Raw genomic sequence first — 17,658 nt, 5'->3', positions numbered from 1 at the left:
ACAGCGCTGGCACCTGGAGGGGGGCGCGGTTAACGGCCATCCACCGAGAAGCGCCCGGCACCGGTGACCGACAGCAACAGCAGGCCGCCGACGATACTCATGTTCTTGAAAAACTGCACGGTGTTGGCCGCTTTGGCTGGGTCGACCATGTTCCAGAACGGATGGCCGATGACTGCGGTACCGATCACGAACAGGGCGAACAGGAAGGCCAGCGGTCGGGTGTAGAAGCCCAGGATGAGAATGATGGCGACAAAAAACTCCATGACTACCGCCACCGTAGCCGCGACTGCTGGCAGCGGAGCCCCCAGGGATGCCAGGTAGTCGACCGTGCCGTCGAAGCCGGTGAGCTTGCTCCAGCCAGACATCACGAACAGGATCATCAGCAGTATCCGCGCCAGCAGGATGATAACGTCGCGCTGGTTGTCGAACAGGGTATAGCGCATGGCGGCCTTCCTTTGTTGTTGGGCAATTTTACCTTAGCAGTTGCCGCAAGGATTTGCGGCGCGCCGGCGCAAAAAGGGCATAAGGCTGTAATTGGATAAACGCCAGACAGCAAAAGGCGCCGATAAGGCGCCTTTTCAGAAGATGGTGCGAGTGGCGGGACTCGAACCCGCAAGGCTCACGCCGGCAGATTTTAAGTCTGCTGTGTATACCAATTCCACCACACTCGCATTGCCTTGAGGAAAATGCTTTTGCTCCCTCAATCAAGCGAGCTTTATAACCCATCGTTATATTCGAGTCAACCGCGCGCAAGGCTCTGGGCGGCGCCTGTGCTGAGCGCCAGAGCACTTGCCCTGGACCTGGGCCAGGACCACCCGGTGGCGTTTCCAGACTGTTTCGCCGCCAGCTGGCGCAGACGCCACGCAGCCTGTGTGGTCAGTAGCTGATCGTATCGGCGACGCTGCGCAAGTCAGCCACCGACGTCTGCAGGCCAGCGATCCTGCCCAGTACTGCGGCGGCGTCGGCCTGGTGCATGGAGTGCTGCAAGTGCAACACGTGCCCGCGCAAGTCGTGCGACACCCGCTCAAGGTCGGCGGCGGTGTGTTGCAGGTCATCGTGGATGGCTTTCATTCGTAGGTCTGCGGCCACGCGTCGTTCCCTCGAGGTAGGTGGCAGATAGCAAATTCGGGGCGACTATAGAGCAATTGGCTCCTTGCTGTCATTGGGCCACTGTTGCTTTCATGTTTGATCAACTCAAGGCAGGCACACCTGTCCACGCAGGCGCCTCGCACTGCTGAAACGTCCGTCGGCAACCCCTGGGTCAGGTGGTATTGGCCTGTGCCGTTTGCCAAGGTCTGGCAGTGGGCGAAGAATCCGACTAAGTTTTAGACCAGCGAAGGGAATCGCGTGCAGCGTATGCTGTCATATCCAGACAAGCCATCTGCGGTTTCGTGGGGCAGCCATGGTCTCATCCGACTCCGATCTGCATGCCAATCGCTTCGAGCAACTGGTGCAAACCGTCGCTGATTACGCCATCTACATGCTCGACCTCGAAGGTCATGTGATGTCATGGAACGCCGGTGCCCAACGGATCAAGGGCTACTGTGCCGATGAAGTGATCGGTAAGCATTTCTCGATATTCTTCACCCCGCAGGATTGTGCCGACGGCAAGCCGGCCTGGCTGCTCGATCGCGCCTTGAGTACCGGTGGCGCCCAGGATGAAGGTTGGCGCCTGCGCAAGGACGGCTCGCTGTTCTGGGCGCTGGTGGTGCTGGACGTGATCAGGGCGCCCGATGGCAAAGTGGTGGGGCTGGCGAAAATTACCCGCGACATCACCGAGCGGCGCGAGGCCGCGCTGCAACTCGATGAGGTGCGCGCGCAGCTGTGTCAGTCGCAGAAGCTCGAAGCCCTCGGCCAACTGACCGGGGGCATGGCGCATGATTTCAACAACCTGCTGACCATCATCATCGGTTCGGCCCGGCTGGCGCTCGTTAGCCGGGATCCACAACGTACCCAGCGCCTGCTCGGGCATATCCTCGATGCCGGCGAACGCGGCAGCCAGATGACCCAGCAACTGCTCAGTTTTGCCCGCTACAAGGCGCTGAAGTCTGGCCGGGTCAAGGTGTCGGCGCTGATTGAGTCGACACGCTCGCTGCTCGGGCAGGCCTTGCCCAATGCCGTGGCGCTTCAGGTAAAGCTTGCCGAGGACCTGTGGGATGTCGAAGTCGATGCCGGGCAGTTGCAGATGGTTTTGCTCAATCTGATCTTCAATGCCCGCGATGCCATCGACGGCGAGGGCGTGATCAGCGTGCACGCACGAAACTGTGAGCTGGATGGCCAACAGGACGGTCTGGCCGGGTGCTTTGTCTGCATCAGCGTGCGCGATACCGGCCGAGGAATCGACAGCCAGGTGCTGCCGCGCATCTTCGAGCCGTTCTTCACCACCAAGAGTCTTGGTAAGGGCACAGGCCTGGGCCTGAGCCAGGTCTATGGTTTCGCCAAACAGAGCAATGGCACGGTCAGCGTCAGTACTGAAGCGGGCAAGGGCACTTGCATGAGTGTCTATCTGCCGGTGTACTGCGCCGCCATTGGCCTCGCCCCTACACCAGAGTACGGAGGTGCATAGCATCGTGGAGCAACTCAACCGCCTTGCCACCGGCATCCCCGGGCTCGATGAACTGCTCAAGGGCGGGCTGGTGGTGGGTGCCTCCTATATCGTTCAAGGGCGGCCCGGTTCGGGCAAGACCATCCTGGCCAACCAGCTGGCCTTCAACCATGTCGCGCAAGGCGGCCGCGTACTGGTGGCGACGCTGTTGAGTGAATCCCATGAGCGTCTGTTCCAGTACCTGGCGACGTTGAGCTTTTTCGATCCGGCGAAAATCGGTGCGCAATTGCAGTTCGTCAGTGCCTTCGACACCCTGGAGCAAGAGGGGCTGGACGAAGTGGTGAAACTGCTGCGCGGTGAAATCAGCCGCCACCAGGCCAGCTTGCTGATCGTCGATGGCTTGCTCAATGCCCGCTCACGGGCGGAAACCCCGCTGGACAGCAAAAAATTCATTGCCGAGTTGCATGGCCATGCCGCGTTCGCCGGCTGCACCGTGCTGTTTCTGACCAGCTCGCAGCTGGATGACGGAAGCCCGGAACACACCATGGTCGATGGTGTTATCGAGCTGGGAGACACGTTGCTCGGCAGCCGTTCGCTGCGCCGCATCCAGTTGCGCAAGACCCGTGGCAGCGGTGCGTTGTCGGGCATTCACGAGTGTGAGATCACCGAGGATGGCCTGCAGGTGTACCCGCGCCTGGAGTCGCTGTACAGCCACCCGAGTGGCCAGGGCAGTGGCGAGCTGACCCGCGTCGCCAGCGGCATACCGATGTTCGATCGCTTGCTCGGCGGGGGGCTGCCCGCGGCATCGGTCACCCTGGTCATGGGGCCCTCGGGTATCGGCAAGACCTCGATGGGGGCGAGTTTTCTGGCTGCAGCCACCACCGAAGCGCCCGGGCTGCATTTCGGTTTTTATGAAACGCCTCAGCGCCTGCGCCTGAAAGCCAGCGCCCTGGGGCATGATTTCAGCGCCATGGAACTTAGCGGCGCACTGCACATTGCCTGGCAACCGACCACCGAAGGCTTGCTCGATGAGGTTGGCATGCGCCTGTTGCGCCTGGTCGAGCAGCACAACATCAAGCGTGTACTGATCGATAGCCTGGGCGCTTTTACCCGGCTGGCAAGCAACCCGAGCCGCCTCAACGAGTTCTTCCGCGCCCTGACCGGTGAGTTGCGCGCCCGTGACGTCAGCGTCCTGGCTACCTGGGAAATGCGTGACATCTTTGGCTCGGAAATCAACGCGCCGGCGCCCGACCTGTCGAGCATCGTTGACAACCTGCTGCTGATGCGCTTTGTCGAAGTGGACGCCGAGCTCAAGCGTTTGCTGTCGGTCCTCAAGGTGCGCGACAGCTATTACGACCCGGCGCTGCTGGAGCTGGTCATCAGCGACCAGGGTATCGATCTGAAGAAGGCATTTGCCCAGGTCTCGGGGGCGATGTCCGGCACGCCTTCACCGGTGTCGGGATCATGAAGAGGCGGGTGGTAACACCATGAGTACCATTCTGGTCGTCGATGACGAGTACCTGATCGCCGATATCCTCAGGTACGCCCTTGAGGACAGAGGTTTCGACGTGGAACTGGCCAGCAATGGGCAGAAGGCCCTGGACGTATTGAAAGGCAAGCGGGTGGAGTTGGTGATCACCGATTACATGATGCCGGTGATGGATGGCGGGGCATTGGCCGTCAGCATTCGTGCAGAGCCGCTGCTACAGGGCTTGCCGATCATACTGATGAGCGGGGCACAAGCTCACATGGGGCGGGATAATTCCGGGCTGTTTGCTGCCGTGTTCGACAAACCCTTCGACATCGTTCAACTGATGGCCAAAGTGAAGGAACTGGTCGACGCGCCCGAGGCATCTTGAGACCTGGTGAGGCAGCCGCAGGGCCGTCAGTACAGGATCAAGCGCATCCGTGCGGCTTGAGTCAGCTGGGGGCTACTTAGTGCTCGTCGCCTCCTTTCTCCGGTGCCGGGCTACCGGCCTGAATGCGTTTGAAAATCTCCTCGCGGTGCACCTGTACATCTTTTGGTGCATCGATACCGATCCTCACTTGCATCCCTTTGACGCCCAGAATGGTGACTTTGATGTCATCGTTGATGACGATGCTTTCGCCAACCTTGCGGGTGAGTATCAGCATGTATATCTCCTTGGTAACGTAAGTTGCCTTGCAGGCGGGGCCCGCAGAAGCCGGGATCACACAGGGGGTGAGTCCCTCTTTCCCTTCATTAAAGACGCTTTCGGCGGATATTAATTCCCCCGAACACAGATTCTGTAGTGAGTCTTTAGTCGCAGGTGCCGATTGGCTGGATGAGCGCTCCCGAACAGCGAGTGCTGCCCGTACCCGCAAGCATAGGGGGGTTGAACGAATATGGGAAATTTCTCTGCATGATACCCAAGGTGGGTTTCGCTGAATGGCTTTTCAAGGGGCGGCCAGGTTTTGCATGAACAGCGCCGACGCCACTTCCTCGCAGCCGCTGATGGGGCTTGCCCAATTGTCTGCAGGGTTAGCCCAGCAGTGCCACCGACTTGATCTGTGCCCACAGCGCTTGCCCGGCGTGCAGCTTGAGCTGGTCGGCGGAGTAACGGGTGATGCGCGCCAGCAGGGTGGTGCCGACCGCGTCCAGGCTGACCAGCACATGGGCGCTGTTGTCGGCCGGGCGATGGCCGCTGACGGTCACCGGCAGGCGATTGAGAATGCTCGAGTGCTGGTCGGCGCCCAGGCTCAGGCTGACATCGCGCGCCTGCACTTTCAGGCGCAAGGGCATGCCGACGGCCAGCGGCTCGTGGGCCACGCGCAGCTGCAGGTCGCTGTGTGGCAGTTGCAGGCTGAGCAACTGATAGTCGCTGTTGTAGGCACTGACCTGGCCTTCGATGATCACCCCGGCGTCATCGCCCTGGGCCAGCGGCAGGTCAAGGCGGGCGAGGGTGGCGGCAATCGGCCCGCTGGCCTGGACCTGGCCCTGTTCCAGCAGGACCAGGTAATCGGCCAGGCGTGCGACTTCATCCTGGGCATGGCTGACGTAGATCAGCGGGATGTCCAGCTCGCTGTGCAGGCGCTCAAGGTAAGGCAGGATCTCGCGCTTGCGTGGGCCGTCCAGGGCTGCCAGCGGCTCGTCCATCAGCAGCAGTTGCGGGCTGCTCAGCAGCGCCCGGGCAATGCCCACGCGCTGGGCTTCGCCGCCGGACAGCGTCGCCGGCTTACGTTCAAGCAGGTGTTCGATGCCCAGCAGCGCGCAGGCCTGCTCGAGGCTGACCTTGCGCTGCTGGGCGGGGATGCGCTTGTAGCCGAAGGTCAGGTTGGCGCGTACCGACAGGTGGGCGAACAGACTGGCCTCCTGGAAGACATAACCGATCGGGCGTTGATGCGGGGCGACGAAATGCTCGCGGCGCGAGTCCTGCCAGATCTCGCCGTTGACCTCGATGTAGGCTTCGGGGGCTCGCTCCAGCCCGGCCAGGCAGCGCAGGCAGGTGGTCTTGCCCGAGCCTGAATGGCCGAACAGCGCACTGATGCCGCGCCCGGGCAGTTGCAGGTCGACATCCAGGCTGAAGTCGTCGCGGGCAAGCTTCAATCGGGCATGAATCATAGCCGCCATGCTCAGCTCCAGGCCGATTTGCCCCGGCGGCTGGAGTACAGCGCCAGCAGCACGAGGAAAGAGAACACCAGCATGGCCCCGGCCAGCCAGTGGGCTTGCAGGTACTCCATGGCTTCGACGTGGTCGAAGATCTGTACCGAGACCACCCGGGTCTTGTCGGGGATGTTGCCGCCAATCATCAGTACCACACCGAACTCGCCGACGGTATGGGCAAAGCCGAGGATACTGGCAGTGATGAAGCCTGGGCGCGCCAGTGGCAGCACCACGTGGACGAAACAGTCCCAGGGGCTGGCGCGCAGGGTGGCGGCCACCTCCAGCGGCCGTTCACCGATAGCGCTGAAAGCGTTCTGCAGCGGCTGCACCACGAACGGCATGGAATAGACTACCGAGCCGATCACCAGACCGCTGAAGCTGAACACCACGGTGCCCAGGCCCAGCGCCTCGGTGGTCTGGCCGATCCAGCCGTTGGGCCCCAGGGCCAGCAACAGATAGAAGCCGATCACCGTCGGCGGCAGCACCAGCGGCAGGGCTACCACCGCGCCCACCGGCCCGCGCAGCCACGAACGGGTGCGTGCCAGCCACCAGGCGACGGGGGTGCCGACCAGCAACAAGATCAACGTGGTCAGGCTGGCCAGCTTGAAGGTCAGCCAGATAGCGCCGAGGTCGCTGGCATCCAGGGGCATCAGATTTGGTAACCGTAGGCTTTGATCACGGCAGCCGCTTTTGGTCCCTTGAGGTATTCAACCAGGGCTTTGGCAGCGGCGCTGTCCTTGCCTTTGTTGAGAATTACCGCGTCCTGCTTGATCGGCTCATGCAGGTTGGACGGCACGATCCAGGCCGAGCCGCTGCTGACCTTGCCGTCCTTGTAGATCTGCGACAGGGCGACGAAGCCCAGTTCGGCGTTGCCGGTGGAGACGAACTGGAAGGCCTGGGTGATGTTCTGGCCTTCGACGATCTTGGCCCTGGTGGCCTCGCTCAGCTGCAGTTTGTCCAGCACCTGGGTCGCTGCCAGGCCGTACGGCGCGGCTTTCGGGTTGGCGATCGACAGGTGCTTGAACTGGTTTTTCTTCAGCACGTCGCCCTTGCCATCGACATAGTCGTCCTTGGCCGACCACAGCGCCAGGGTGCCGATGGCGTAGGTGAAGCGCGAGCCCTTGACGGTATTGCCTTCTTTCTCGAGTTTTTCCGGGGTGCTGTCGTCGGCGGCGAGGAACACGTCGAACGGCGCGCCGTTCTTGATCTGTGCATAGAACTGGCCGGTGGCGCCATAGGCGGCAACCAGCTTGTGGCCGGTGTCTTTCTCGAAATCCTTGGCGATCGCCTGGATGGGTGCGGTGAAGTTGGCGGCGACGGCCACCTGTACCTCATCGGCCCAGGCGCTGTTGAAGGTCATGAAGGTGGCCAGGGCGGCCAGGGCAAAACGTGGTGCGCACTTACTCATGAAAAACAGCTCCACAGGCTGAGGGGTATTCGTTATATAGGTGAATATATAGCGAATACCCGACCAACGGGAAGTACTGCTTCAGCGTTTGAGCTGGGCGAGGGCTTTTTCAGCCAGGGTGCGCGTCAGTTCGTCAGCCGACAGCGCCTGGCCCAGACGCAGCGCCTGGCCCGACCAGAGGTTGCTGAAATCGCTGTTACCCTTTGGCTCGCTGATTGCCCGCAGTGGCATCAGCGCACCTCCAGCCAGCGGGAAGTGTGGCGCAAGCGCACTCATCGGCCCCAGCTCGCGCATGATTCGGGTGTTGATCCCGCGCGCCGGGCGCCCGGTGAACAGATTGGTCAGGGCCGTGTCGCTTTCCTTGGCGCTGTGCAGGGCCTGGCGATGGGCCGCCGAAACCTTGGCTTGCGGGCAGAACAGGTAGGCGGTGCCCAGTTGCACCGCCGAGGCGCCCAGGGCCAGGGCAGCAACGATGCCGCGATGATCGCCAATGCCGCCGGCGGCAATCACCGGCACCTTCACCGCATCGACAACCTGCGGCACCAGCGCCAGGGTACCGACCTGGGTATTGAGGTCGCGGCTGAGGAACATCCCGCGATGGCCGCCGGCCTCATAGCCCATGGCAATGATTGCGTCGCAGCCGTGATCTTCCAGCCACAGGGCCTCATCCACGGTGGTGGCGCTGGATAGCACCTTGGCGCCAGTGGCCTTGACCCGCTTGAGCAGGCAGGCTTCGGGCAGGCCGAAGTGAAAGCTGACCACCGCCGGCTTGAATTGCTCGACCAGTTGGCAGGTGGCGTCATCGAATGGCGCGCGATTGGACACTGGCGTTGGCGCATCGAAATCGGCGCCCAATTCCTCGTAATAAGGCTTGAGTGCCAGTTTCCAGGCCGCGTCGCGGGCAGGGTCCGGCTGCGCTGGCTGATGGCAGAAGAAGTTGACGTTGAGCGGGCCGTTGCTGCCCTCGCGGAAGGCTTCAAGCTCGGCGCGGATCTGTTCCAGGCTCAAGGTTGCACAAGGCAGCGAGCCCAGGCCGCCGGCATTGCTCACGGCGATGGCCATAGCCGAGCCGGTGGAGCCGGCCATTGGCGCCTGAAGGATCGGCAGTTCGATACCGAGCAGATCGAGGAGACGGGTGTCCGGCCATTGGCGCATGCCTGGGGTTCCTTGTGCTGAGGTGGTTTTACAGCGCTTTGCTCACCTTGATATCAGTGATCTTTTTGGCGTCTTCGCCGTGGAGCTGCTGCAGCGCTGCCTGCACATGTTCAGGTGCATCGCTGATCATCTGGGCGAAGTCGAAACGTTGCTCACCGTCGAGCTTGTACTTGATGACGTACTTGGTGGTCTGGGTCATGGGCTTATCTCAGCTTCGACGACGAACGGCGAATGATCTTGATGGTGTGGGTAAAGGTCGGCTTGGTCACGGCCGACAGGGCCCGTGGGCCGACGGTATCGATCGTGATGTTCCAGAAGCCGGTGCTGGGCACGGTGATCTTGGCCGGGAAGTCAACGAAGGCACCGCCGTGGTAGGTGTGGCGGCCGCCGTTCTTGAAGCTGCGGAAGTTGGCGTCGTTCATCAGGCGGATATTACAGCGCTGGGAGCAATGGATGACCACGATGTCATCCTCGTTGAGGTGCTCGCGCTGGTGTACGAATTTCATGTTGCACTCCGCATTGGATCTGTCAGCAAATCAAAACGATACCATGATGTCGGTTACACTGTTGGTCTTCATGCCAGACCCAGGATAAAACTGCCATTCAAGGGAGCAAAATGGTCTGCGCGTGGTCATAGTCTTTTTTCCGTGGTGGAGGTGTGTTTGATGAAGTGGGTCGTAGCAGCGTTGGCAGTGACGCTGGGTGGCTGTGTGAGTGTGTCCGAGCTTGAGCGCAGCCCGGAAACCCTCAATGTGATTTCTGGCAAGAAACCCCAGGAATATGCCGATTGCGTGCAACAGCAATTGAGCGAAACCCGCGGGCAACTGGTGGTGGAAGAGCGCCACGATGGTCTGCGCCTGGTCGTGCCGCAAAAAGTCGGCTCCGGCCCGGCTGCGCTGGTGGATATCGACAAGCGTGGCAGTGGCAGCAGCATCAAGTTGTATGAGCGGTTGAACAATTTCCCGCTGCGCCTGGGTGATGTGAAGACGGCAGCGACACGCTGCATCTCCGGGTAAGACCTCGATCGAACTAACCGATTCAGCTGGCATCTAGCCATCTTTCTGCGTTGTAGCTCACGGCGTATAGGCCTACTATCCAAAGGCTTATACTTATTAAGCCTAAGCTTATAACAAGAAAATGGAGTCCGTGATGATCCCACTGGATCGCATCCTGATCAGCAGCCTGCTGCTGTTTTCTCTGCCTGCTGTACAAGCCGCCGACGGCCAAAAGATCTTTACCCAGGGCGGCCAGAACCCGGCCGCCATGGCCTGTCTGGGCTGCCATGGCCCGGACGCCAAGGGTATCGCGCCGGCGGGGTTCCCGCGCTTGGCCGGCCTGCCTGCGGCATACCTGAGCAAGCAGCTGCATGATTTTCAGAATGGCAGCCGCAAGCACCCGATCATGGAGCCGTTGGCCAAGGCCCTGAGCGCTGAGGAGATCCAGGCGGTCAGCGCAACCCTGGCGGCCATGCCCAGCGCACCGGCCGGCGACAGCCATCGCCAGCAAATGGCCGCCGATCCAGTCCAGAAGTTGGCGTTGTATGGCGACTGGAAACGCAAAATCCCCGGTTGTGTGCAGTGCCATGGGCCTGGAGGCGCGGGTGTTGGCGAGCATTTCCCACCCTTGGCCCATCAGCCGGCAAATTACCTGATTGCCCAGCTCAACGCCTGGCGCGACGGCAGCCGCAGCAACGACCCCAATCAGTTGATGGTCGGCGTGGCCAAGGCCATGACCGATGACGAAATCAAGGCTGTGGCCAACTATTTCGCCAACCCTGTCAGCCCGGAGGTCAAGCCATGAAACCGATGATTTTCGCCGCCTTGGCCCTGAGCCTTGGCACTGTTCACGCCGCCCCGATTGCCATGGAAGACCAGTCGCAGCTCAAGCCTGCGCCTGGCGCGCCAAGCTTCACCCCGCCTGCCGAGAGTGAGTTGCCTGACAATGCCTTCGGCAAGCTGGTCCGCGATGGCCATGCCTTGTTCGTCGATACCCGGCGGTTGATGCCGGACAATGTCGGCAACGGCCTTAACTGCAGCAACTGCCACCTCGACCAGGGCCGCCTGGGCAACTCGGCACCGCTGTGGGGCGCGTACCCGATGTACCCGGCCTATCGCAAGAAAAACGACAAGGTCAACACCTTCGCCGAGCGTATCCAGGGCTGTTTTCAATTCAGTATGAACGGCAAGCCACCAGCGGCTGACAGCCCACAGATGACGGCCTTGTCGGTGTATGCCTACTGGCTGGCGAGCAAAGCACCAATCGGCGTCGAAAGTGCTGGCCGTGGTTACCCGGACGTACCGCAATCGGCTGAAGGCTATGACTTCAAGCGTGGTGAGCAGGTGTACCAGGCCCAGTGTTCCATTTGCCACGGGGCCAACGGCGAAGGGCAGAAAGTGGCCAAGGACTACGTGATGCCGCCGTTATGGGGTAAAGACTCCTACAACTGGGGCGCCGGCATGCACCGGATCAATACCGCAGCCTCCTTCATCAAGCACAATATGCCGCTGGGTAAGCCCGGCAGCTTGAGCGACCAGCAGGCCTGGGATGTGGCGGCGTACATCAACCGCCACGAACGGCCGCAGGACCCGCGCCTGGTAGACGGCTCGATCGAGAAAACCCGGCTGAAGTTCCATGCCAATGATGGCGTGAACCTCTATGGGCAGAAGATCGACGGCGTGTTGGTCGGGCAGGGCATGTAGGTAGCACAAAGCCCCTGGTGATGTGCCGGTGGTCTTTCACCGGCGCAATATTTATGATCCTGGGGAACTATCTACCCCAGGATTTCTCTATCATGGCATCGGCCGCCAGGTGGTGGGGCATTGTAAGCTGACCGCCGCCTGATTAGACTGCGCCGAATTTCGTACGCAAAGCCCTTGTTAAGGACGTATATGATCAAGAAATGCTTGTTCCCGGCAGCCGGTTACGGCACTCGCTTCCTGCCTGCTACCAAAGCCATGCCCAAGGAAATGCTGCCGGTGGTGAACAAGCCACTGATCCAGTACGGCGTTGAAGAAGCGCTGGACGCTGGATTGAACGAGATTTCCATTGTTACCGGTCGCGGCAAACGCGCCCTGGAAGACCACTTCGACATCAGCTACGAGCTGGAAAACCAGATCAAGGGCACCGACAAGGAAAAATACCTGGTCGGCATCCGTCGTCTGCTCGACGAGTGCTCGTTCTCCTACACCCGCCAGACCGAAATGAAAGGCCTGGGCCACGCGATCCTCACCGGTCGCCCGCTGATCGGCGACGAGCCGTTCGCCGTGGTGCTGGCTGACGACCTGTGCGTCAACCTCGAAGGCGACGGCGTGCTCAAGCAGATGGTCAAGCTGTACAAACAGTACCGCTGCACCATTGTTGCCATCATGGAAGTCGACCCGCAGGAAACCAGCAAATACGGTGTGATCGCCGGTGACCTGATCGGCGACGACCTGTACCGTGTACGCAACATGGTCGAGAAGCCAAAGCCTGAAGATGCCCCGTCGAACCTGGCGATCATCGGCCGCTACATCATGACCCCGGACATTTTCAAACTGATCGAAGAAACCGAGCCGGGCAAGGGTGGTGAGATCCAGATCACCGACGCCCTGATGAAACAGGCCCAGGATGGTTGCGTTATTGCCTACAAGTTCAAGGGCAAGCGTTTCGACTGCGGTGGCGCCGAAGGTTACATCGAAGCGACCAATTTCTGCTTTGAGAACTTCTACAAGACCGGCAAAGCGTACTGAGTCTGGTCGCTAGCGGTTTGATAAAGCCACCTTCGGGTGGCTTTTTCTTGTAGCTTGTAGCTTGAGACTTGCAGCTTGAGAGCATCGAGATGACCTACGATTTTGATCTGTTCGTGATTGGTGCCGGGTCTGGCGGTGTGCGTGCTGCGCGCTTTGCCGCAGGCTTCGGTGCGAAAGTGGCGGTTGCCGAAAGCCGCTACCTGGGTGGCACCTGTGTCAACGTTGGCTGCGTGCCGAAAAAACTGCTGGTCTACGGCGCACACTTTGCCGACGATTTCGAGCAGGCCGCAGGCTTTGGCTGGTCGCTGGAAGATGCCCAGTTCGATTGGGGCCAGCTGATCGCCAACAAGAACCGCGAGATCGAGCGGCTCAACGGTATCTACCGCAACCTGCTGGTCAACAGCGGCGTGACCCTGCTCGAAGGCCACGCCAAGCTGACCGGCGCCCATGAGGTGGAAATCGATGGCCAGCGCTACAGCGCCGAGCACATCCTCATTGCCACCGGTGGCTGGCCGCAGATCCCGGACATCCCGGGCAAGGAACTGGCGATCAGCTCCAACGAGGCGTTCTACCTCAAGGACCTGCCCAAGCGCGTGCTGGTGGTCGGCGGCGGCTATATCGCCGTGGAATTTGCTGGAATCTTCCAGGGCCTGGGGGCCAAGACCTCGCTGTTGTACCGCGGCGACCTGTTCCTGCGCGGCTTCGACGGCGGGGTGCGCGAGCACCTGAAGGACGAGCTGCAAAAGCGCGGCATGGACCTGCAGTTCAACAGCGACATCCAGCGTATCGAGCGCCAGGACGACGGCAGCCTCAAGGCCACCCTCAAGGATGGCCGCGAACTGGTGGCCGACTGTGTGTTCTACGCCACCGGCCGGCGGCCGATGCTCGACAACCTGGGCCTGGAAAACACCGGCGTCGAACTCGACCCGCGTGGGTTTATCCGTGTCGATGACCTGTACCAGACCACCGCGTCGTCGATCCTGGCCATTGGCGATGTGATCGGCCGGGTGCAACTGACCCCGGTGGCCCTGGCCGAAGGCATGGCCGTGGCCCGGCGCCTGTTCAAGCCAGAGCAGTACCGCCCGGTGGATTACCAGAACATCCCCACCGCAGTGTTCAGCCAGCCGCCGATCGGCACCGTTGGCCTGACCGAAGAGCAGGCGCTGGAACAGGGCTACCAGGTGCAGATCTTCGAGAGCCGCTTCCGGCCGATGAAGCTGACCCTGACCGAGGTGCAGGAAAAGACCCTGATGAAGCTGGTGGTCGATGCCGACACCGACCGTGTGCTGGGTTGCCACATGGTTGGCCCGGACGCCGGCGAGATCATCCAGGGCCTGGGCATCGCCCTCAAGGCCGGGGCGACCAAGCAGCAGTTCGACGAGACCATTGGCGTGCACCCCACGGCGGCGGAAGAGTTCGTCACCTTGCGTACGCCTTCGCGTTAAGCGGCGTACGCTATCGCCGGCAAGGCCGGCTCCCACAGGTACAGGTACAACTGGCTTTGTGGGAGCTGGCTTGCCAGCGATAGGCTGCACAGCAGCCTCAGTATCATTCCCTTCTATTAATATCCCCGCCTTATAGCCAAAACCAATCACCAACATGAGCTTTGCCAATGAGCATTAATCCAATGCATTGGCTACGATTCTCCCATCAGTTTTTTCAACCCCCTGAAGGAGCGTCACTCATGCCTATCATCAACAGCCAGGTCAAACCGTTCAAAGCTACCGCTTACCACCAGGGCAAGTTCGTCGAAGTCTCGGATGCCGACCTGAAAGGCAAATGGTCCGTGGTGTTCTTCTACCCGGCCGACTTCACCTTCGTCTGCCCGACCGAGCTGGGCGACCTGGCCGACAACTACGCGCAGTTCAAAGACCTGGGCGTGGAAATCTACGGCGTGTCCACCGACACCCACTTCACCCACAAAGCCTGGCACGACACCTCGGACACCATCGGCAAGATCCAGTACCCGCTGATCGGTGACCCGACCCACGTCATCTCGCGCAACTTCGACGTGCTGATCGAAGAAGCCGGTATCGCTGACCGTGGCACCTTCGTGATCAACCCGCAAGGCCAGATCAAGATCGTCGAGCTCAACGACGGTGGTGTAGGCCGTGACGCCAGCGAGCTGCTGCGCAAGGTCAAAGCTGCCCAGTACGTTGCCGCCCACCCGGGCGAAGTCTGCCCGGCCAAGTGGAAAGAAGGCGAAGCGACCCTGGCGCCATCGCTGGACCTGGTCGGCAAGATCTAAGACCGTGAGCCAGCCGAGGGCGGTGGTCTACCGCACCTGACGTTGTCACCGCCCCGCAAAACGCCCGGGCGCTTTCGCCCGGGCGTTGTTATTTCTACCGTTTGAAAAAGGAATCGCCCGTATGTTGGACGCCACGCTTAAAACTCAGTTGAAAGCCTACCTGGAGCGGGTCACTCAGCCGATCGAGATCGTCGCTTCCCTCGATGACGGCGCGAAGTCCCGCGAATTGCGCGACCTGCTGGTAGAAATCGCCGGCCTGTCGAACCTGATTACCCTGCGTGAAGATGGCAGCGACGCCCATCGTCCGTCGTTCTCGCTGAACCGCCCGGGCGCTGACATTAGCCTGCGCTTTGCCGGCATCCCCATGGGCCACGAGTTCACCTCGCTGGTGCTCGCCCTGCTGCAGGTCGGCGGTCATCCGTCCAAGGCCAGCGCCGAGGTGATCGAGCAGATCAGCGCGCTCAAGGGTGAGTTCAACTTTGAAACCTACTTCTCGCTGTCGTGCCAGAACTGCCCGGACGTGGTCCAGGCGCTGAACCTGATGGCGGTGCTCAACCCCAATATTCGCCACGTCGCCATCGACGGTGCGCTGTTCCAGGCCGAAGTCGAGAGCCGTAAGGTCATGGCCGTGCCCAGCGTCTACCTCAACGGCGAAGTGTTCGGCCAGGGCCGCATGGGCCTGGAAGAGATCCTCGCCAAGCTCGACACCAGCGCCGGTGAGCGCCAGGCCGAGAAGATCAACGCCAAGGATGCCTTTGACGTGCTGGTCGTTGGGGGTGGCCCGGCCGGCGCCGCAGCGGCGATCTATGCCGCGCGCAAAGGCATCCGCACTGGCGTTGCCGCCGAGCGTTTCGGCGGCCAGGTGCTCGACACCATGGCCATCGAGAACTTCATCTCGGTGCAGGAAACCGAAGGGCCGAAGCTGGCCATGGCCCTTGAGGAACATGTCAAGCAGTACGACGTCGACATCATCAACCTGCAGCGCGGTGAAGCGCTGATCCCGGCCACCGACGGCGGCCTGCACGAAGTGCGCCTGGCCAGCGGTGCCTCGCTCAAGGCCAAGACCGTGATCCTCGCCACCGGTGCGCGCTGGCGCGAAATGAACGTGCCGGGCGAGCAGCAATACCGCAGCCGCGGCGTTGCCTATTGCCCGCACTGCGATGGCCCGCTGTTCAAGGGCAAGCGGGTGGCGGTGATCGGTGGCGGTAACTCGGGTGTGGAAGCGGCCATTGACCTGGCCGGTATCGTCGCCCAGGTGACCCTGATCGAGTTCGACAGCCAGTTGCGTGCCGACGCGGTGCTGCAGCGCAAGCTGCACAGCCTGCCGAACGTGAAAGTGATCACCAGTGCGCTGACCACCGAAGTGCTCGGTGATGGCGAGAAGGTCAACGGCCTGCGCTACAAGGACCGCAACAGCGATGAGCTGCATGACCTCGCGCTGGAAGGGATCTTCGTGCAGATCGGCCTGCTGCCCAATACCGACTGGCTCAAAGGCACGGTCGAGCTGACCCCGCGCGGCGAGATCATCGTCGATGCCCGCGGCCAGACCAACCTGCCGGGCGTGTTCGCGGCCGGTGACGTGACCACCGTGCCGTACAAGCAGATCGTGATTGCCGTGGGCGAGGGCGCCAAGGCTTCGTTGGCGGCCTTTGATCACCTGATCCGCACCTCGGCGCCAGCCTGATCGATTGTGGGGCCGCTTTGCGGCCCATCGCTGGCAAGGCCAGCTCCCACATGTCATGCGTGTACACATCCACTGTGGGAGCCGGCCTTGCCGGCGATGGCTTCAATGTGCTCCGGCAGCCTTGTTCAGGTCACTTTCCGCCCACTGGGTATACACGCAAGCATCCGCCACCGCCCAGCGCACCTTCACGCTATCGCCCGGCTGCATCGGCATCCCCGCCGCTGACAAGGCCTTGACCGTCATCGCCGTACCGCCCGCGGTCACCACGCTGCAGGTCTGGCTCTCGCCTAGAAACAAGACTTCCCCGACCTTGGCCGTCACCTCGTTCCAGCCCGCCGGCAACGCCTCACGCGCCGCTTGCTCGACACTCAGGGCCAGGGCTTTTTCCGGGCGCACCATCAGCAGCACTTCCTGGCCCTCAGCCAGCCCCGGGGTAAGGCGCATCGCCACCGGCTGCCCCTCGAAACTCGCCGCGCCGTTGCCATGGGCCTTGATCCGCAAGAAGTTGGAGTTGCCCAGAAACGAGGCGACAAAGGCATTCGGCGGATTCTGGTAGAGGTCGTAACCGCTGCCCAGGCCGACGATCTTGCCGTGGCTGAAAATGGCGATGCGCTGGGACAGGCGCATGGCTTCTTCCTGGTCGTGGGTGACGTAGACGATGGTGATGCCCAGGCGCCGGTGCAGTTGGCGCAGTTCATCTTGCAGGTCTTCACGCAGTTTTTTATCCAGCGCCCCCAGCGGTTCGTCCATCAGCAGGATGCGGGGTTCATAGACCAGCGCCCGGGCAATCGCCACCCGCTGTTGCTGGCCGCCGGACAACTGCGCCGGGCGACGGTGGGCGAAGCTGTCCAGTTGCACCAGCTTGAGCATGGCATCGACCTGCTTGTCGCGTTCGGCGGCGCTGCGTTTGCGGATGGCCAGGGGGAAGGCGATGTTGTCGCGCACCGACAGGTGCGGGAACAGCGAGTAACGCTGGAACACCATGCCGATATCGCGCTTGTGCGGCGGCACGTTGACCAGGGAGGCGCCATTGACCAGGATCTCGCCGCTGCTCGGCGTCTCGAAGCCGGCGAGCATCGACAGGGTGGTGCTCTTGCCTGAGCCGCTGGAGCCGAGGAAGGTGAGGAATTCACCGTCCTGGATGTCCAGGCTGATGTCGTCCACGGCGGCAAAATCGCCGTAGTGCTTGTTCAGGTTGCGCAGGCTGACCAGGGTCCTGGCCGGTTGCTTGTCGTTGAGGACTGCACTCATCTTGTTGTTCTCCAGGC

Annotated in this window: 20 protein-coding genes and 1 tRNA gene; 10 read left to right on the top strand and 11 right to left on the bottom strand. The window is 61.6% G+C overall.

What is annotated here, in order from left to right; translation table 11 throughout:
- Positions 1 to 29: 29 nt before the first annotated feature.
- The 3 genes from PspR32_RS15520 to PspR32_RS15510 form a co-directional block, all read right to left on the bottom strand.
- Positions 30 to 443, bottom strand: a complete 414-nt coding sequence (locus tag PspR32_RS15520) for a DoxX family protein (protein WP_159388834.1) — start codon at positions 441 to 443, stop codon at positions 30 to 32.
- Positions 444 to 586: 143 nt separating this feature from the next.
- Positions 587 to 671 (bottom strand) — tRNA-Leu (locus tag PspR32_RS15515).
- A gap of 205 nt (positions 672 to 876) precedes the next feature.
- Positions 877 to 1,071 carry a hypothetical protein gene (locus PspR32_RS15510; protein WP_036994782.1) on the bottom strand — a complete coding sequence of 65 codons (195 nt, stop codon included), beginning with the start codon at positions 1,069 to 1,071 and terminating at the stop codon, positions 877 to 879.
- 331 nt (positions 1,072 to 1,402) lie between these two features.
- Between PspR32_RS15510 and PspR32_RS15505 the strand changes: the two genes are divergently transcribed.
- Genes PspR32_RS15505 through PspR32_RS15495 form a run of 3 tightly spaced genes read left to right on the top strand, consistent with a single transcriptional unit; the run spans position 1,403 to position 4,404 of the window.
- The gene (locus PspR32_RS15505; protein ID WP_010223939.1) at positions 1,403 to 2,566 is read left to right on the top strand and encodes a two-component system sensor histidine kinase NtrB; all 1,164 of its coding nucleotides are present in this window, start codon (positions 1,403 to 1,405) and stop codon (positions 2,564 to 2,566) included.
- A 4-nt stretch (positions 2,567 to 2,570) separates the two neighbouring features.
- The gene (locus PspR32_RS15500) at positions 2,571 to 4,013 is read left to right on the top strand and encodes an ATPase domain-containing protein (protein WP_010223938.1); all 1,443 of its coding nucleotides are present in this window, start codon (positions 2,571 to 2,573) and stop codon (positions 4,011 to 4,013) included.
- Positions 4,014 to 4,032: 19 nt separating this feature from the next.
- Entirely contained in the window at positions 4,033 to 4,404 is a 372-nt protein-coding gene (locus tag PspR32_RS15495; protein ID WP_010223937.1) for a response regulator, read from the top strand.
- 76 nt (positions 4,405 to 4,480) lie between these two features.
- Here PspR32_RS15495 and csrA read toward each other — a convergent pair whose 3' ends face one another.
- From csrA to PspR32_RS15465, 7 genes are all read right to left on the bottom strand, one after another.
- Positions 4,481 to 4,678 (bottom strand): carbon storage regulator CsrA, encoded by a 198-nt coding sequence (gene csrA / locus PspR32_RS15490; RefSeq protein WP_010223936.1) that lies wholly within the window; start codon positions 4,676 to 4,678, stop codon positions 4,481 to 4,483.
- 367 nt (positions 4,679 to 5,045) lie between these two features.
- Positions 5,046 to 6,134 (bottom strand): molybdenum ABC transporter ATP-binding protein, encoded by a 1,089-nt coding sequence (gene modC, locus PspR32_RS15485; RefSeq protein ID WP_010223934.1) that lies wholly within the window; start codon positions 6,132 to 6,134, stop codon positions 5,046 to 5,048.
- Positions 6,135 to 6,136: 2 nt separating this feature from the next.
- Positions 6,137 to 6,817: a molybdate ABC transporter permease subunit gene (modB, locus tag PspR32_RS15480; protein WP_010223932.1), complete on the bottom strand. Its 681-nt coding sequence runs from the start codon at positions 6,815 to 6,817 to the stop codon at positions 6,137 to 6,139.
- Entirely contained in the window at positions 6,817 to 7,575 is a 759-nt protein-coding gene (gene modA, locus PspR32_RS15475; RefSeq protein WP_010223930.1) for a molybdate ABC transporter substrate-binding protein, read from the bottom strand. Before modA ends, modB begins: the two co-directional genes overlap by 1 nt.
- 81 nt (positions 7,576 to 7,656) lie before the next feature.
- Positions 7,657 to 8,730, bottom strand: a complete 1,074-nt coding sequence (locus PspR32_RS15470) for an NAD(P)H-dependent flavin oxidoreductase (protein ID WP_010223928.1) — start codon at positions 8,728 to 8,730, stop codon at positions 7,657 to 7,659.
- 28 nt (positions 8,731 to 8,758) lie between these two features.
- Positions 8,759 to 8,929: a hypothetical protein gene (locus PspR32_RS26185; protein WP_010223926.1), complete on the bottom strand. Its 171-nt coding sequence runs from the start codon at positions 8,927 to 8,929 to the stop codon at positions 8,759 to 8,761.
- Between the two features lie 4 nt (positions 8,930 to 8,933).
- A complete protein-coding gene (locus tag PspR32_RS15465; RefSeq protein WP_028941873.1) occupies positions 8,934 to 9,236 on the bottom strand; it encodes a DUF1883 domain-containing protein in 303 nt (100 codons plus the stop codon).
- A 159-nt stretch (positions 9,237 to 9,395) separates the two neighbouring features.
- Here PspR32_RS15465 and PspR32_RS15460 point away from each other — a divergent pair, with 159 nt between their 5' ends.
- The 7 genes from PspR32_RS15460 to ahpF all read left to right on the top strand — a co-directional run bounded on the left by PspR32_RS15460 (position 9,396) and on the right by ahpF (position 16,390).
- Positions 9,396 to 9,746, top strand: a complete 351-nt coding sequence (locus PspR32_RS15460; RefSeq protein WP_010223918.1) for a hypothetical protein — start codon at positions 9,396 to 9,398, stop codon at positions 9,744 to 9,746.
- A gap of 133 nt (positions 9,747 to 9,879) precedes the next feature.
- Positions 9,880 to 10,530, top strand: a complete 651-nt coding sequence (locus tag PspR32_RS15455; protein ID WP_010223916.1) for a c-type cytochrome — start codon at positions 9,880 to 9,882, stop codon at positions 10,528 to 10,530.
- On the top strand, positions 10,527 to 11,429 hold the full coding sequence (locus PspR32_RS15450) for a c-type cytochrome (RefSeq protein ID WP_159388833.1): 903 nt from the start codon (positions 10,527 to 10,529) through the stop codon (positions 11,427 to 11,429). The genes PspR32_RS15455 and PspR32_RS15450 overlap by 4 nt, the downstream gene beginning before the upstream one ends.
- Positions 11,430 to 11,618: 189 nt before the next feature.
- Entirely contained in the window at positions 11,619 to 12,458 is an 840-nt protein-coding gene (galU, locus tag PspR32_RS15445) for a UTP--glucose-1-phosphate uridylyltransferase GalU (protein ID WP_010223914.1), read from the top strand.
- A gap of 89 nt (positions 12,459 to 12,547) precedes the next feature.
- Entirely contained in the window at positions 12,548 to 13,903 is a 1,356-nt protein-coding gene (gene gorA / locus PspR32_RS15440) for a glutathione-disulfide reductase (RefSeq protein WP_159388832.1), read from the top strand.
- 239 nt (positions 13,904 to 14,142) lie between these two features.
- On the top strand, positions 14,143 to 14,706 hold the full coding sequence (gene ahpC, locus PspR32_RS15435; RefSeq protein ID WP_130264974.1) for an alkyl hydroperoxide reductase subunit C: 564 nt from the start codon (positions 14,143 to 14,145) through the stop codon (positions 14,704 to 14,706).
- A 121-nt stretch (positions 14,707 to 14,827) separates the two neighbouring features.
- A complete protein-coding gene (gene ahpF, locus PspR32_RS15430) occupies positions 14,828 to 16,390 on the top strand; it encodes an alkyl hydroperoxide reductase subunit F (RefSeq protein WP_159388831.1) in 1,563 nt (520 codons plus the stop codon).
- A 102-nt stretch (positions 16,391 to 16,492) separates the two neighbouring features.
- On the opposite strand, the gene PspR32_RS15425 is transcribed toward ahpF, so the two are convergent.
- On the bottom strand, positions 16,493 to 17,641 hold the full coding sequence (locus PspR32_RS15425) for an ABC transporter ATP-binding protein (RefSeq protein ID WP_159388830.1): 1,149 nt from the start codon (positions 17,639 to 17,641) through the stop codon (positions 16,493 to 16,495).
- Between the last annotated feature and the right edge of the window lie 17 nt (positions 17,642 to 17,658).

Source organism: Pseudomonas sp. R32, assembly GCF_009866705.1.
Lineage (GTDB): Bacteria > Pseudomonadota > Gammaproteobacteria > Pseudomonadales > Pseudomonadaceae > Aquipseudomonas > Aquipseudomonas donghuensis.
This window is presented reverse-complemented; position numbering and strand designations above follow the sequence as displayed.